Origin of the sequence: Yoonia sp. (genome assembly GCF_042093035.1) — a bacterium.
Classification (GTDB): Bacteria; Pseudomonadota; Alphaproteobacteria; order Rhodobacterales; family Rhodobacteraceae; genus Yoonia.
Genome location: NZ_JBELFI010000058.1, coordinates 1 through 15,352 on the forward strand (window position 1 = coordinate 1; position 15,352 = coordinate 15,352).

Annotated in this window: 14 protein-coding genes; 12 read left to right on the plus strand and 2 right to left on the minus strand. The window is 58.3% G+C overall.

All coding sequences use genetic code 11. The features are described from left to right. Positions 1 to 360 precede the first annotated feature (360 nt). A complete protein-coding gene (locus tag ACFDSS_RS08815) occupies positions 361 to 648 on the minus strand; it encodes a hypothetical protein (RefSeq protein ID WP_052068540.1) in 288 nt (95 codons plus the stop codon). A 630-nt stretch (positions 649 to 1,278) separates the two neighbouring features. Between ACFDSS_RS08815 and ACFDSS_RS08820 the strand changes: the two genes are divergently transcribed. The 12 genes from ACFDSS_RS08820 to ACFDSS_RS08875 all read left to right on the plus strand — a co-directional run bounded on the left by ACFDSS_RS08820 (position 1,279) and on the right by ACFDSS_RS08875 (position 14,365). Beyond that, entirely contained in the window at positions 1,279 to 2,334 is a 1,056-nt protein-coding gene (locus tag ACFDSS_RS08820; RefSeq protein WP_271437153.1) for a C4-dicarboxylate TRAP transporter substrate-binding protein, read from the plus strand. Positions 2,335 to 2,422: 88 nt separating this feature from the next. Then, the gene (locus ACFDSS_RS08825) at positions 2,423 to 2,956 is read left to right on the plus strand and encodes a TRAP transporter small permease (protein ID WP_271437154.1); all 534 of its coding nucleotides are present in this window, start codon (positions 2,423 to 2,425) and stop codon (positions 2,954 to 2,956) included. Then, positions 2,956 to 4,296 (plus strand): TRAP transporter large permease, encoded by a 1,341-nt coding sequence (locus ACFDSS_RS08830; RefSeq protein WP_271437155.1) that lies wholly within the window; start codon positions 2,956 to 2,958, stop codon positions 4,294 to 4,296. Before ACFDSS_RS08825 ends, ACFDSS_RS08830 begins: the two co-directional genes overlap by 1 nt. Then, positions 4,293 to 5,081, plus strand: coding sequence for an IclR family transcriptional regulator (locus ACFDSS_RS08835; RefSeq protein WP_271437156.1), 789 nt, complete (start codon positions 4,293 to 4,295; stop codon positions 5,079 to 5,081). The genes ACFDSS_RS08830 and ACFDSS_RS08835 overlap by 4 nt, the downstream gene beginning before the upstream one ends. A gap of 20 nt (positions 5,082 to 5,101) precedes the next feature. After that, positions 5,102 to 7,198 (plus strand): 3-hydroxyacyl-CoA dehydrogenase NAD-binding domain-containing protein, encoded by a 2,097-nt coding sequence (locus ACFDSS_RS08840; protein WP_271437157.1) that lies wholly within the window; start codon positions 5,102 to 5,104, stop codon positions 7,196 to 7,198. Next, positions 7,195 to 8,373 carry an acetyl-CoA C-acyltransferase gene (locus tag ACFDSS_RS08845; protein WP_271437158.1) on the plus strand — a complete coding sequence of 393 codons (1,179 nt, stop codon included), beginning with the start codon at positions 7,195 to 7,197 and terminating at the stop codon, positions 8,371 to 8,373. Before ACFDSS_RS08840 ends, ACFDSS_RS08845 begins: the two co-directional genes overlap by 4 nt. A 10-nt stretch (positions 8,374 to 8,383) precedes the next feature. After that, positions 8,384 to 9,583, plus strand: coding sequence for an acyl-CoA dehydrogenase family protein (locus ACFDSS_RS08850; RefSeq protein ID WP_271437159.1), 1,200 nt, complete (start codon positions 8,384 to 8,386; stop codon positions 9,581 to 9,583). Beyond that, positions 9,580 to 10,713: an acyl-CoA dehydrogenase family protein gene (locus ACFDSS_RS08855; RefSeq protein WP_282058710.1), complete on the plus strand. Its 1,134-nt coding sequence runs from the start codon at positions 9,580 to 9,582 to the stop codon at positions 10,711 to 10,713. Before ACFDSS_RS08850 ends, ACFDSS_RS08855 begins: the two co-directional genes overlap by 4 nt. Continuing rightward, positions 10,694 to 11,101 (plus strand): PaaI family thioesterase, encoded by a 408-nt coding sequence (locus ACFDSS_RS08860; protein WP_375255395.1) that lies wholly within the window; start codon positions 10,694 to 10,696, stop codon positions 11,099 to 11,101. The genes ACFDSS_RS08855 and ACFDSS_RS08860 overlap by 20 nt, the downstream gene beginning before the upstream one ends. Beyond that, positions 11,098 to 11,868, plus strand: a complete 771-nt coding sequence (locus ACFDSS_RS08865) for an oxepin-CoA hydrolase, alternative type (RefSeq protein ID WP_282058709.1) — start codon at positions 11,098 to 11,100, stop codon at positions 11,866 to 11,868. The genes ACFDSS_RS08860 and ACFDSS_RS08865 overlap by 4 nt, the downstream gene beginning before the upstream one ends. Then, positions 11,865 to 12,872: a nitronate monooxygenase family protein gene (locus ACFDSS_RS08870; protein ID WP_271437163.1), complete on the plus strand. Its 1,008-nt coding sequence runs from the start codon at positions 11,865 to 11,867 to the stop codon at positions 12,870 to 12,872. The genes ACFDSS_RS08865 and ACFDSS_RS08870 overlap by 4 nt, the downstream gene beginning before the upstream one ends. Continuing rightward, entirely contained in the window at positions 12,872 to 14,365 is a 1,494-nt protein-coding gene (locus ACFDSS_RS08875; RefSeq protein ID WP_271437164.1) for a class I adenylate-forming enzyme family protein, read from the plus strand. The genes ACFDSS_RS08870 and ACFDSS_RS08875 overlap by 1 nt, the downstream gene beginning before the upstream one ends. A gap of 146 nt (positions 14,366 to 14,511) precedes the next feature. On the opposite strand, the gene ACFDSS_RS08880 is transcribed toward ACFDSS_RS08875, so the two are convergent. Continuing rightward, on the minus strand, positions 14,512 to 15,108 hold the full coding sequence (locus ACFDSS_RS08880; protein WP_271437165.1) for a pyridoxamine 5'-phosphate oxidase family protein: 597 nt from the start codon (positions 15,106 to 15,108) through the stop codon (positions 14,512 to 14,514). Positions 15,109 to 15,352: the final 244 nt, after the last annotated feature.

Here is a 15,352-nt window from a genome sequence, read left to right on the forward strand (position 1 = left end):
GTCAATGACTTACACGACGATATTTTTGGTGTGCGTATTAGTGTGTTTTTGGTGTTATTTTGAGGGCAGGGCGGAAACGCTGTGTTGAGCACAATGTTCGCAACAGTATGCGGAACACAAAGATGACAGCCACAAGATGCTCACAGTAGAAGTTTGAAACGGTAAGTTAGATGGTGATCATGTCGCCGCTAATGTCTTTACCGTGCTCACCTTCCCATTCGCGAACCATGCTACATAGCGCTGCGGCAACATAAGTGTCGCATTCGAAACTATTGGTATAGTCGAATACCTCAGAAATCTGCTCATGCGATAGCTCCGTGACCTCACCAACGCCCGAATTACCGAAGGAAGGTAGGTGGTTCAGGTTTTTGACCCGCTAAATGTTCCGGAAGCAAAGAGACCGAATTTTACCGTTCCATTCATGGTATCCCCGTCGCGCGTTCCTCTGAATTTCAGCTTCATCGGCATTGGACGCTCAACTTTTGTGAACCATGCTATGGCTTCCTCGCCAAGTATTAAATCTTGCATTGGACCATTGCCACCCTTAGCAGCCATCTCTCCAGCCAGAACACCGCCTTCATCAACTAAAGTCAGGGTAGCATCGAATTCACCCGTTGGCGCTTTGATGGTGATGTTCCAGTTTTCCATTAACGGGTCCCTTGCTGTTGTTGCAGAAAACTGCACGGTTGGTTTGTCTACGTCGCCAGTCACACGACGATGTTCTTTACAATGTCTACCGTTCGAAATTTGGTCAATCCGGTTGGCGCCTTCCTGATAGGAACAAGACTGAATACGTTACGTCTTTCTCACCGTTGTGGTGATGAATTGTGCGGAGCCTATTTCAGAGTCGGTATTAGGTGGCACCATAGAAGCGGGCACTTTTGCCCGACGAAGCGACCCTTATTCCAGGCTCTTCGTTTTGGGGTGACAGCGGGAAGTTGAACCCTTGGCATGATTTGCCCTCCATCCAACCCTCCTGCCCAAAAATCAACACAGCGCTGACGACGTATTATTGCCTAAAAACTAATGTCAGCTTCGCCGCTGGCGCGTCATCAAATGTTTCTGCGAAAGCAAAAGGCGGCTTTGAGCCCATTGCGGAAGTGCCGAATTGATCCGAGGCGTGATCCTTCCGGATCAGATGTTGTCTGACATTTGATCGGCACCTTGTTGCCGCGAAGTAACTTTCCCTTGCGCGACTCATTTGGTGTCTCTAATGTCTTACAAGAATTAATGAAACTAACTTTCACTATGCGAAACAAGTCTCGAGGAGGAGATCACATGACATTTCTGAAATCCCTGTCCATGGTTGCGGCGATGACAGTTGCAGGCGGCATCGCCAGCGCCGAAACGACACTGATCCACGGCGAAGCAGGTCCAAACCGCGGCGCGCGCGCTGATGCGCTCCAGTGGTTCGCCGACCAGCTGACCGAACGTTCGGGTGGTGACATCAAAGTCGACATCCAATGGGGCGGCGCGCTGTTCAAATCGCAGGCGGCAGTACAGTCGATTGCCGACGGCGTAGCGGATATGGGGTCGGTCATCGCTGTCTACTACCCGCAGGAAATGGCAGGATACGGCATCGCCGATCTGCCACTGAACAATCCCGACGCTTGGGTCGGCATGCGCGCCACGGACGAGTTGATGCGAGGCAGCCCCGAAATTCAAGAAGATCTGGCAGAAAAGAACCTCGTCTATATTGGCACTTGGACGACGAGCCAAGTCAACATCGGCTGCAAGGGCGATCCGATCCGCACCGCCGACGACATTTCGGGCAAGAAGGTTCGCGGTGTGGGTGCCTATGGCAAGGTGTTCGGCGAGAATGGTGCGAACATGGTCAACATGTCGATCTACGACGCTTATCAGGGTCTCGATACGGGTCTGATCGACTGCTCGCAGGGCTATTCCTACGCTGTTGCGGCTCTCAAGCAGGCGGAAGTGATGGACAATTACACGATCCTGAACTGGGGTCAGGTTGGAGGTCTGGGCATCTTTATGAACAAGGATACCTACGATTCTCTCAGCGTTGAACAGCAGGCCGTCATCAACCAGACAGGTTCCGACATGGCCGATGAATTCGGCCGCATGATCAACGATGCCAACGAGAAGGCCATCGTATCCATGAAGGAGCAGGGCGTCGAAGTGATCGAACTACCCGCCGAAGAGCGCGCGAAACTGGTTGATGCCGGTAAGAAGTTCCTCGACGAATGGGTTTCCACCGCCGATGGCCTCGGCCTGCCGGGAGAAAAGCTGCTGGCGGATTACCAGACGCTGATTGCCAAATATACTGATGAGCGTGATGCAAGCGGCTATCCTTGGGCGTCCAAGACGAATTGAACCTGCCGGTCTGTGCGCCCCGGAAATAATCTGGGGCGCACGTGGCCATTCGACCAGGAAAAGCGACATCTGAAGGAGGGGACCGCCAATGCTGATCAATCTTGAAAAGATCCTGTTGGGACTGGGCGCGATTGCGGTCATCCTGTTGGGTGTGCTGATCACCACCAACGTGGTGGCACGTACAGTATTTTCGGGCAATGTGCCCGATAGCGTGACGATGGTGCGCGAACTCATGGTTGCCGCCATCACCCTGCCCATCGCTGCCGCCACAGCGGCGCGGGCGCATGTGTCCGTGGCCTTCATCTCTGACAGGTTCGGGACCCATCTGCGGTCGTGGCTGATTGTCACAGGGTCAATCGTGGGGATGATCGCGCTGGCGCCGCTGATCTATGCAGGTGGACGCGAATTTCTGTCTGTCTGGGAAAAAGGCAGCTTTTTCTATGGTGACCTGAACCTGCCGAAATGGCCGGGACGACTGTTGTTCGTCATTGGCATCGGTGCCACCTTTGCGCGTCTTGCGGAATTGGCAGTGCGCGACACGCGCACGATCCTTGCCGGTGGGACGGTATCCGATGAGCAACACCATGTTGGCGATCTGCTGACCGAAGAAGGAACACGCTGATGGATGCCGCCACCATAGGCATGATCGCATTCGCCGCAGTGCTGATTCTGCTGGCGTTGCGTGTGCCCATCGCCTTTACTCTGGCCGCCGTCGCCACTGTCGCCACGTTTTTCATCTTTGCGTTCCGATCCGGCACGTTCATGCCCGAACGCGCGATCAAGGCAACCACCTCGATGGTGTTTTCCAACTCCTTTGACCTGATCCATTCTTACGACCTATCGATGATCCCGCTGTTCGTGGCGCTTGGTCACATTGCGTACCGCGCCGATATCACGACCAAGATATATCACGCGGCCAAGGTCTGGCTGACCCGTTTGCCGGGGGGCGTCGCGATGGCGTCGGTCATGGGCTGCGGTGGGTTTTCGGCAATCACCGGATCGTCCATTGCTTGCGCGTCGACCATGGGCAAGATCTGCACGCCGGAAATGCTGCGCATGGGATACGACCCGCGGCTCGCCACCGCGTCGGTTGCGGCGGGCGGTACGCTAGGGTCGCTTATTCCTCCGTCGGTCCTGTTCATTATCTACGGCATCTTTACCGAAACCTCGATCTCGTCACTGTTCCTTGCGGGGGTACTGCCGGGGTTGCTGACGCTGGCGGGGTTCATCCTTGTGATCGCGGTTTGGGTCTGGTGGACGCCGTCCATCGCGCCGTCTACCGACACGCGCTATACTCACGCCGAAAGGTTCCGTGCGGCGTTGGACAGCTGGCCTGCCGTGCTGTTGTTCGTGCTGATCATCGGCGGCATTTACGGCGGTATCTTTACCGCAACCGAAGCCGCCGCAGTCTGTGTCGTCGCGGCCACCCTGATCGGTTTTGCGCAGCGCAAGTTGACGCTGGCGGGGCTTTGGGACGCGGTCAAGGAAACCTGCATCCAGACCTCGGCAATCTTTTTGATTGCCGCCGCTGCCAAGATTTTCGTAGCCTTTATCGCCCTGACCGGGGTTGCAGGTGTGATCGTTGGCATGGTGACAGACGCGCAACTTTCGGTGGTGGTACTCATGATATGCATCGCGGTGATTTACCTGTTGCTCGGTATGTTTCTCGACCCCATCGGGATCATGGTGCTGACGCTGCCGCTGATGATCCCGCTGGTGGAAAGCTATGACCTGAACCTAATTTGGTTTGGCGTCGTCGTCATCAAGCTGCTTGAGATTGGGCTGATCACGCCGCCTGTTGGGCTGAACGTGTTTGTCATTGCCAACGTTGTTGGGCGCGAGGCACCCATCGACAAGATTTTCGCGGGCATCACCCGGTTCCTGTCGGTAGATTTCATCGTGCTAATCCTGATCATGTCGTTCCCGGCGATTTCGCTGCTGATCCCGATGGCAGCGCGATGAACGATCAAACCGAAACAGCGCAAACCGACCGCAAATTCGCCAACACCCTGGCGCGGGGCCTGGGCGTGCTGCGGGCCTTTCGTGCCGGTGACAACGGCCTGACCCATGCCCAGATCGCAGAGCGAACAGGCCTACCCAAGCCCACCGTTTCAAGGCTGACCTACACGTTGGCCGAGCTTGGTTATCTGACCCACGGCGGCCGCAATGACCGGTTTCGCCTGGGCCCGGCTGCGATTGCGCTGGGGTCGGTCGCGTCGGTCGCGGTCAGCTTTGTCGATGCGGCGGCGGAGGCGATGCAGCGGCTTGCCGACGACACTGGGACACTGGCGCTGATCGCGGTACGTGACGGCATGCGGATGATGTTGGTGCGCACGTGGCGGCCCGCCGACCGGTCGACCATCTGGCTGGAACCGGGCCACCGTATCCCTGTTTTCGGATCGTCCTCGGGTCTGGCAGTGATGGCGAGCCTTGACGACGAACGGTTCGAGGCGACGACACCGGACGACGCGTTGCGGCAGTACCGCCGTGACGGATATGACCAGTTGCTGGGGCGCGGATTTGTCTTGGCCCCGCCCGACACCCGCTATGCCCGGACAGTCAATGCCGTCAGCGTGCCCTATTATGCAGGGGAGTTCGGTGAGGCCGTCGCCTTTACCTGCGGCGCCCTGCCCGAAGACTTGCCAGACGCGCGGATCATGGACGAGGTTGGCCCGGCGCTGCGCGGCGTTGTCAGCGGTATTGAACACCGTCTGGGCCGCTCACCCTCGTTGACCCGGCGCGGATAAGATATTTTGAGGAAACATGGATGACCGATAAGATTGTTTACACCCGCCACGATGATATTGCCGTTTTGCGAATCCAAAACCCGCTGGTGAACGCGCTGTCGCATGCCGTCCGGCAAGGCTTGTCTGACGCGATGGACCGGGCAGAAGCCGATGAGGCCGTTCGCGCGGTTCTGTTGGTTGGTGACGGCCGCGCGTTTATTGCGGGCGCAGACATCAAGGAATTCGGAAAGCCGATGCAGAAACCGGGCCTGCCGGATTTGTGCAACCGAATCGAGGCATCGCCGCTGCTGGTTGTTGCCTCAATGCATGGCGTCAGTCTTGGTGGTGGGTTGGAAGTGGCGCTGGGGTGCCATTACCGTGTGGCACAACCAACGGCGCGTGTCGGATTGCCCGAAGTGCATCTTGGTATCCTGCCGGGTGCCGGTGGCACGCAGCGGCTTCCGAGGCTGACGGGTGCGGAAAAGGCGGTCGAGGCGATCACGACAGGCCGACACATCAAGGCGGAAGAGGCACTTGAGCTGGGCATTGTCGACCGCGTGACCGAAGGCGACCCGGAAGAAGTTGGCTTGGCCTACACGCAGCAATTGCTGGATAGCGATGCGCCGCGTAGACCTGTCAGCGAAATGTCCGGACCGGGTGCGATTAATTGGGACGCGACTTATGATGCGGTCCTCAAGAAGGGGCGAGGGCAGATCAGCCCGGCCACTGCCGTGCGCGCCATTCAAGCGTCCTCTGAGCTGCCGTTTGACAAAGGGCTGGCGCGGGAACGTGAATTATTCATGGAATTGATGGACACCGACCAACGTAGGGGTTTGATCCATGCGTTTTTCAACGAACGCGCGGTGAGCAATCTGCCGGAGTTAAAAGGGGTAGACCCGCGCGACCTGCAAACGATCGGTGTGATCGGGGGCGGCACCATGGGCGCTGGCATTGGAACGGCGTGCCTGTTGTCGGGTTTCAACGTGGTGCTGATTGAGATGACCGAGGACGCGGGCGAAGCGGCGTGTGGTCGCATTGCGGGAAATTTGAAAGGCGCATTGAAGCGCGGCAAGATTACAGAAGAAAAATACAACGCCCTAACCACCATCGCGCTGGAAGTTTCGCAGAGTTACGACAGTCTGAAGGATGCCGACCTAGTGATCGAAGCGGTGTTTGAAGACATGTCTGTCAAGCGCGATGTGTTCGGCAAGCTGGACGCCGTGTGCAAGCCGGGGTGCGTGCTGGCGTCCAACACCTCCTATCTGGATGTAAATGAAATTGCGGCCAGCACCTCGCGGCCTGCGGATGTGATCGGGCTGCATTTTTTCTCGCCCGCGCATGTGATGAAGCTGCTGGAAGTTGTTGTGGCGGATCAGACGGCACCCGATGTTGTCGCAACCGGCTTTGCGCTTGGCAAGGCATTGGGCAAGATCAGCGTGCGCGCGGGTGTTTGTGATGGGTTCATCGGCAACCGCATTTTGGCGACCTACCGCACGGCGGCGGATCACATGGTGTTGGACGGCGCGTCGCCCTATCAGATCGACAAGGCGTTGACCGATTTTGGCTTTGCCATGGGGCCGTTTGCAGTGGCCGACCTTGCCGGGCTCGACATTGGCTGGGCCACCCGCGAACGCAAGGCACCGGACCGTCACCCCGACGAAAGGGTGCCAACCTATATCGACCGCCTTTGCGAACAGGGTCATTTCGGTCAGAAGACCGGGCAAGGCTATTATATCTATGAAGAGGGCAAACGGGGCCGGGTGCCAAACCCGGAAATCAACCGACTGATCGAAGAGGAACAGTGCGAACTGGGCATCACCCCGCGCGACTTTTCCGATGATGAAATCTTGCGCCGTTACATGTGCGCAATGGTCAACGAAGGTGCCAAGGTTGTCGGGGAAGGCATCGCGCGCCGTCCGCTCGACGTCGATATGGTTCTGCTGTTTGGTTATGGTTTCCCGCGCTACTGGGGCGGGCCGCTGAAGTGGGCTGACATTCAAGGATTGGACGCGGTGCTGGCCGATATTGAACACTTTGCGCAAAGTGACGCGTGGTTCTGGCAACCCGCACCCCTGCTGAAAAAACTTGTGGCCGAAGGGCTCACATTTGATGATCTGAACAAGGAAGCTGCACAATGAAACAAGCTGTTATCGTCTCGACTGCGCGCACCGGGCTGGCCAAGTCCTTTCGCGGGTCTCTAAACATGACCCACGGGGCGACCATGGGCGGTCATGTTGTGGAACACGCCGTGGCGCGCGCTGGTGTTGACCCTGCACAGATCGAAGACGTGATGATCGGGTGCGGCTATCCCGAACACGCCACGGGCAGCAACATCGCGCGCCAGATCGCCTTGCGCGCGGGTCTGCCGGTGACCGCATCAGGGGTCACGGTGAACCGCTTCTGTTCAAGCGGGCTACAGACCATCGCCATGGCCGCCAATGCCATCTGCCAAGAAGGTGCCGGGCCGATGGTCGCGGGCGGGGTCGAAAGCATCTCAATGGTGCAGCCGCAGGTGAACTCGGTCAAAGAGGCGTGGCTGCTGGAACACAAGCCCGCCATCTATATGGCGATGATCGAAACGGCGGATATCGTCGCCAAACGCTATGGCCTCAGCCGCGATTATCAGGACGAATATGCCCTGCGCTCGCAACAGTTGATCGCGGCAGCACAGGACAGTGGAAAGTTCGACCCTGAAATTGTGCCGATGCAGACCGTCATGGGGGTGCAAGATAAAGAGACCAAAGAAATCACAACCCACGAGGTCACTGTTGAGCGCGACGAATGCAACCGCCCTACGACCACTCTTGAAGGCTTAGCTGGGCTGCAGCCTGTGCGCGGCGATGGTAATTTCGTCACCGCAGGCAACGCCAGCCAGTTGTCGGATGGTGCCGCAGCTTTGGTTCTGATGGACAGTGCGGACGCCGAGAAACAGGGATTGGAGCCTTTGGGTGCCTTCAAAGGTTTTGCGGTTGCAGGCTGCGCGCCCGATGAAATGGGTATTGGCCCTGTCTTTGCCGTGCCCCGCCTGTTGGAACGTCACGGGCTGAAAGTTGATGACATCGACCTGTGGGAGTTGAACGAGGCGTTCGCATCGCAATGCCTGTATTCGCGCGACACGCTGGGGATCGACCCTGAAAAATTCAACGTAAACGGCGGTTCCATCGCGATTGGTCATCCGTTTGGCATGACCGGCGCACGCATGACCGGGCATCTATTGCTGGAAGGCAAACGGCGCGGTGCCAAACTGGGCGTGGTCAGCATGTGCATCGGCGGCGGCATGGGTGCCGCGGGTCTGTTTGAAATCTATTCGTAAGGGGGCCAAAATGGACCTGAGCTATACCGATGAGGAAAAGGCATTTCGCGAGGATGTGCGGGCGTTTCTGGATGAAAAATTGCCTGATGATCTGCGCGACAAAGTGAAGAACGGGCAGGAGTTGGGCAAGGACGGTCATGAGCGTTGGCACGCGATCCTGAACGAACAAGGCTGGCTGGCCCCGAATTGGCCAAAGAAATTTGGTGGCGCGGAATGGAACGCCGTGCAACGGCATATTTTTGAGGAAGAAGCCGCCGCCGCATCGGCGCCGCGCATCGTGCCATTCGGGCTGGCGATGTTGGCGCCAGTGCTGCAGAAATTCGGTTCAAAGGAACAACAGGACCACTGGCTGCCCCGCATTCTGTCGGGTGAGGATTGGTGGTGTCAGGGGTATTCCGAACCCGGTGCCGGGTCCGATCTGGCCTCGCTGAAAACTACGGCTGTCAAGGATGGCGATAACTACATCGTCAACGGACAAAAGACCTGGACCACTCTGGGCCAGCACGCCAACATGATTTTTTGCCTCGTGCGCACCGACAAGGACGTCAAGCAACAAGAAGGCATTTCCTTTCTGCTGATCGACATGGATACGCCGGGCATCGAAGTGCGCCCGATTGTGCTGCTGGACGGTGGGGCTGAGGTGAACGAGGTCTGGTTCACAGATGTGAAAGTGCCTGCCGAAAATCTGGTGGGCGAAGAAAACAAAGGCTGGACCTATGCCAAATATTTGCTGACCCATGAGCGCACGAACATCGCGGGCGTCGGGTTTTCGCGGGCTGGCTTGCAGGCGGTCAAACGCATTGCCAAATCCGAAATGGCCGGCGGCAGACCCCTGATCGAAAACCCGCATTTTGCGGCTCGTGTGGCGCAAGTCGAGATTGATCTGATGGCGATGTCCACCACCAACCTGCGGATCATCTCCAAGGCGGCAGCGGGCACGGCCCCCGGCGTGGAAAGTTCGATGCTCAAGATCAAGGGCACGATCATCCGTCAGGAAATCAACGATCTGGCGCGGCGTGCGGCGGGTGTCTATGCGATGCCGTTCGCGTCCGAGGCGGTTGAGGGATCGAATGCGGTCTTGCCCGATCCGCTGGCCGCTGGCCCGGTCGCGGCGCAGTATTTTAACAACCGTAAGCTGTCGATTTTTGGCGGTTCAAACGAAATCCAGCGCCAGATCATCGCAAAAACTACATTGGGAGGCGGGCAATGAATTTCGAGCTGACCGAAGAACGTCAAATGCTGCAAGACAGCCTGCGGCGTTTTCTGCGCGACAAATACGACACCGCCACGCGGAACAAGATCCTCGAAAGCGACAGCGGTATGTCCGCAGGTATCTGGTCGGAGTTGGCGGAGCTTGGTATCATCGGCGCGCTCTTTACCGAAACTCAGGGCGGCTTTGGTGGCGCGGGTTTTGACATCGCGGTGGTGTTTGAAGAATTGGGTCGCGCGGGCGTGGTTGAGCCGTTTATGGACACTGCGATACTTGCGGGTGGGCTGATTGCCGATCTGGGCAACGCGGCTCAGTTGCCGCACATTGAGGACCTTATCAGCGGTACGTTGCATCTGGCCTTTGCCCATGGTGAGCCAAACAGCCGCTATGACCTGACGCGCGTGGCGACCACTGCCAAGGCAGACGGTGACACCATCATTTTGAACGGGCGCAAGGCCGTTGTGGTGAACGCGGAGGCTGCCGACATGCTGGTTGTGTCGGCCCGTGAAAGTGGGGAGGCTGATGCTACGGAGGGCTTGTCGCTGTTCCTTGTTCCCAAGGATGCCAAAGGGCTGACCGTTCAGGGCTATGCGCTGCTGGCGGGGGGCCGTGCGGCAGAGGTCACATTGGACGATGTGAAGGTGTCCTCAGACGCGCGACTGGGTGCGGCAGGTAAGGCTGCTAAAGCCATCAAGGCGCGCATCGCCACCGCCTGTGTCGCGCAAAGCGCCGAGACGCTGGGCGCGATGGAAACTGCCTGTTCCTTGACCCGCGAATACTTGATGACGCGCAAACAGTTTGGGCGGCCGATCGGCAGTTTTCAGGCGCTGGCGCACCGCATGTCCGACCTGCTGATCGAGATGGAGCAGGCGCGATCGGCCGTGATCAACGCGGCCGGGCATCTGGACGGTGATCCCCCAACGCGCGACCGCCACATCGCGGCGGTCAAGAACCTGATGGGCCGCGCAGGGCGTCTGGTGGCAGAGGACGCGATACAGATGCACGGCGGCATCGCGATGACGCAGGAATATGAGCTTGCACATATCGCCAAACGCATCGTCATGGCCGACCATCGGTTTGGCGACACTGACCATCATCTGGAGCGTTTCATTGCCCTTTCCGCCGCATGACGCACCCCCGAGCGGGGTCGCGGGGCTGATCGGGTTTCAGTCTGATCTGAGCGCACCCGATGGAAGCACGCGGATCACGCTGGCGCTGGAGGCGCACCATCTGAACGTGTCAGGCGTGTTGCACGGCGGGTTGCACACGCTGCTGTTGGACGTGGCCGCCGGGTTTGCCTGCGCACGGCATCTGGCGCAGGACGGGGCCTTCGTCCCGGTACTGACGCTGTCGCTGACCACCGATTACATTGCAAGTATTTCTGCCGGGACGGTCATGGCGCGGGGGCGGGTGTCGGGCGGTGGCCATAAAATCGTGTTCGCCGAGGCAATGCTCTACAGTGCGGAAGGAGGCCTTTTATCGCGCGCAAGCGGCGTGTTTAAGAGGGGATCAAAATGACCGCAGAGATTGAGGACAGAGGTGATCGTCTGATCGTGTGGAATGGTAATGCTGACAAACGAGGCGCGCTGTCGCCCGCGCTTTACGTTACGTTGGCGCAGGCAATGGATCTTGCAGCCGAGCCGCGTATCCGGGCAGTGATCCTGACATCGCGCGGTGACTTCTTTTGCGCAGGCGGTGACATGAACGTGTTGATTGAGCGGCGCAAGCTGACCGAAGCGGAGCGGAGGGACAAGGTCGATACGCTGCACGATCTGGTCCGTAAAATGCGTGCCTGTCCCGTGCCGATCATTGCCGCGGTTGAGGGCGGTGCGGCGGGTGCGGGGCTCTCGTTGGCGCTCGCTTGCGACCTGATCGTTGCGACAAAAGATGCCAAATTTACCGCCGCCTATGTCAAGGCTGGGCTGGTACCAGATGCAGGTCTGACTGCATCGCTGGCGCGGATGATCCCGCGCCCACTTGCGATGGAAATGTGCCTGATGGGCCGTCCCGTAATGGCCACCCGATTTGCAGAACTAGGAGCCGTCAGCCGAATTTGCGATACAGGCAACGCTTTGGGTGAGGCTATACTGCTTGCCGATACGCTCGCCGCGGGTCCAAGAAACGCCCAAAGCGCAATTCGGCAACTGGTGGCGCAATCCTATGAGGTGTCCGAAGCCGCACAACTTGACGCCGAACGAGACGCGATGGCCCATGCCGCAGGGACAAACGAAGCGGCAGAAGGCATTGCGGCGTTCTTGGAAAAACGCAAGGCGCAGTTCGCATGATGATATGGGACACCGAAATCACGCGCCGTCTGGGCATTCGCTTGCCAATCTTGGCAGGGGGGCTGCAATGGCTGGGTGATGCACCTTATGTAGCTGCGGCCGCACATGCCGGGATTATGGGTTTCGTGACAGCGGCGAGCTTTGGTGGCGATATGGATGCCCTTCGCGCCGAAATCCGCAAGGCGCGCGACATGTGCGGAACCCTGCCGTTTGGTGTCAACGTGTCGATGTTGCCCAAGCTGGTGCCCGATGATCAAACCGCTGATGTCTTTCGCCTGATCGCAGACGAAGGGGTGACAGTGATCGAGACCTCGGGGCGTAACCCCGAACCCTATATTAAACTGCTCAAGGACTTTGGCCTGACCGTCATCCACAAGGTGCCCGCCGTGCGTTATGCGGTGAAGGCGCAAAGTGTTGGCGTCGACATGGTGTCAATTGTCGGGGCAGAGTGCGGCGGGCATCCCGGGATGGACATGATCGGATCGTTCGTGAACGGGGCCATGGCAGGTCGCGATCTGCACATCCCGTTTCTGATCGGCGGTGGCGTCGGGCATGGTAGCCAACTGGTCGCGGCGCTGGCGATGGGCGCATCCGGTGTGGTCATGGGCACGCGGCTGCTGGTAGCCGAGGAGGTGACGGCGCATGCGAGGTACAAGCAGGCGCTGGTCGATGCGACTGAGCGCGATACGGTGCTAACCATGGGATCAGTGCGCAACACCATCCGCACGTTGGCAAATGAGACGACGGTAGAGGTGGCTCGGATGGAGGCGGAAAGCCCCGATGTGACCATTCAGGAGCTGCTGCCATTGGTATCAGGACAGATTGGGCGCAAGGCCTATCAAACCGGTGATGTCAGCCGGGGCATGTTGTCCGCGGGGCATGCGCTTGGCCTGACCGACAAGGTGGAACCGATGGCAGACATCATTGCGCGGATTGAAGCGGAGGCAGAGACGGCCTATCGCAAAACGGGACAGGTGATGCACTTTCAGGAGGCGGCAGAGTGATGGCACGGGTAGAGGCATTTTTGAATGATCAGGTGGCGGTGCGGCCCATAGCCCCGGCGCTGAAAGACAGCATCGGGGTCAGTTGGACGTACGCTGAGCTGAACCTTGCCGCTGAAGCCGCCGCTGCGGTGTTGACCGAGGCAGGCGTGTGTGCGGGGGACCGCGTAATGATGCTGTCGGAAAACTGTGCCACCGCTGTTGCGATGCTTTTCGCCTGCTGGAAGATCGACGCGGTGATCATTCCGGTAAATGCCCGCCAAACCGCCGCTGAGGTCGCGCGTATTCTTGATCACGCAACCCCTGCCGTCGTGGTCACGACGAGTGCGGCATCAGCGGACGCAGCGACCCATGCCGGGCGGTTGAGCGGAAAGGCCGTGTGCGGGTCGTTTGGCGACATCCACCTCGCGACACCTTTCGATAGCGCCCCCGATGCAGCGCTGAACGATGTGGCCGTACTGCTTTATACCACGGGCACCACGGGTGATCCCAAGGGGGTGATGCTGACCCATGATAACGTGCGTTTTGGCGGCATGGCATCGGCCACTTTGCGTCACATGACGCCGGAGGATTTGATCTACGGCGTTCTGCCGATCACCCATGTTTTTGGCTTGGCATCGGTGGTCACAGCCGCCTGTTATGCAGGTGCCGCCGTGCGGCTTGAAACGCGGTTTTCAGCCGCCAAGCTGTTCGCGGCTTTGCAGGACGGTGTGACGCTGCTGTCGGCGGTCCCACAGATGCACGCGCTGCTGATGCAGTACACCCGTGAACAGGGGCTAACTGCTTTGGGATCAGACCACTTGCGCTATGTGTCGTCCGGTGCGGCGCCGCTTGATCCGGCTTGGAAACGCAAGGCCGAGGCGTTCTATGGCGTGGCACTGCAGAACGGTTACGGTATGACCGAAACCACCGCGGGCGTCTGCGCCACGCGCAACACTATCGGGTCCACTGACACCTCAACTGGGCCTGCGCTGCCGGGCGTTGAAGTGTGCATAGATGACACCGTTCCGGGCGGGGCCGAAGGATCGGGTGAAGTGCTGACGCGGGGTGGTCATGTGATGAAAGGGTATTACCGGAACCCTGAGGAAACAGCCAAGGTATTGGACGACGACGGCTGGTTGCGCACGGGCGATCTGGGCCGGATCGACGACCACGGTCATCTGCACATTCTGGGCCGCTCAAAGGAATTGATCATTCATGGTGGATTTAACGTCTATCCCCCAGAAGTTGAGGCCGCGCTGAACGATCATCCGCGCGTGATCCAGTCTGCGGTCATCGGGCACATGGCGGGTGGCGACGAACAGGTTCTGGCGTTCGTGCAGATTGCTGAGGGCGATACCGTCAGCGTCGAAGAACTGAAGGCCTTCGTGAAGGAGCGCCTTGCAGGTTACAAACGACCCTCGCAGATCATTCTAGCGATCGAACTGCCCGCCGCTCCGACTGGCAAAATCCTGAAACATAAACTGTTGACCAAGTTCGCCGATCAGTTGGGGTAAGAGCGTGGTGGATCAAACCCGAATACAAAAGCGATCGCATGTGCAGCCGGAATTTCCTTGTAGATGGTGTATCCCCTAAGAATCGTTTGCTGGAGCCCATATTGCGTGTGATTAGCAAGGAAGATGATCAGCGCAACGCGGCCTCGCTAGTAGAGCGTTTCTCTATAGCGTGCCTCAATCAAAGCATCATCAGTCTTGCCAATAACCGTATCAGTATGATCTCTAAGCATTTCGAGCAGTGTTGGCACTGGTCGGTTCTGCGGCCATGTATCTGGCTTCCAGAAACCGGCCCGCATTGGGGCCTTGCCGCAATGGGTAAATATCTCTTCCGCCGTGATGCGCAATACCGTCTTTGGACATCGTCCCTTGACCTGAAACTGATCTCGAAGTGCTTGCTCGTCACTGATCTCGGCAACACCGTTGACGCGTAGCGTTTCGCCAACAGTCGGAATCATAAAGATAAGTGCAACTTTGGGGTGGGCCAAAATATTCAGCAGCCCATCAATGCGGTTGTTACCGGGACGATCAGGCAAGAGCAGCGTCTTGTCTGTTTCTACTGTAACAAATCCTGCGGGATCACCTTTTGGAGATACATCGAGATTGGTTCCATCGGAGGTCGCGAGCACAAGGAAAGTCGAATGTGCAATGAAATCCCTACAGTGTGTATCAAACCTTGAAATCACCTTAGCCGCAGCAATAGGTGAGACGTCGCCGTAGATTTCTCGCAGTTTCTCTGGGGTCATTGGGGCGCTCCTTCCCGTGAAGGATTAACAAAAACACGAATGGCGGCAAAGTCCGCAGTCTGATGTGAATTCGACCTCTGATCCTTGCTGCACTCTGCACGAATGGCTGGTTTTCCCGCCGTGCGGCCGCACCGAATTTTACGTTGACGCAGCATTTTCCACGCTGCGAGCGCATGCAGCGGGAAAACCGAATTCACACAATGGGCTCTTTCTCGCCGTTCGCTGCGTCTTGGACCAACGACCG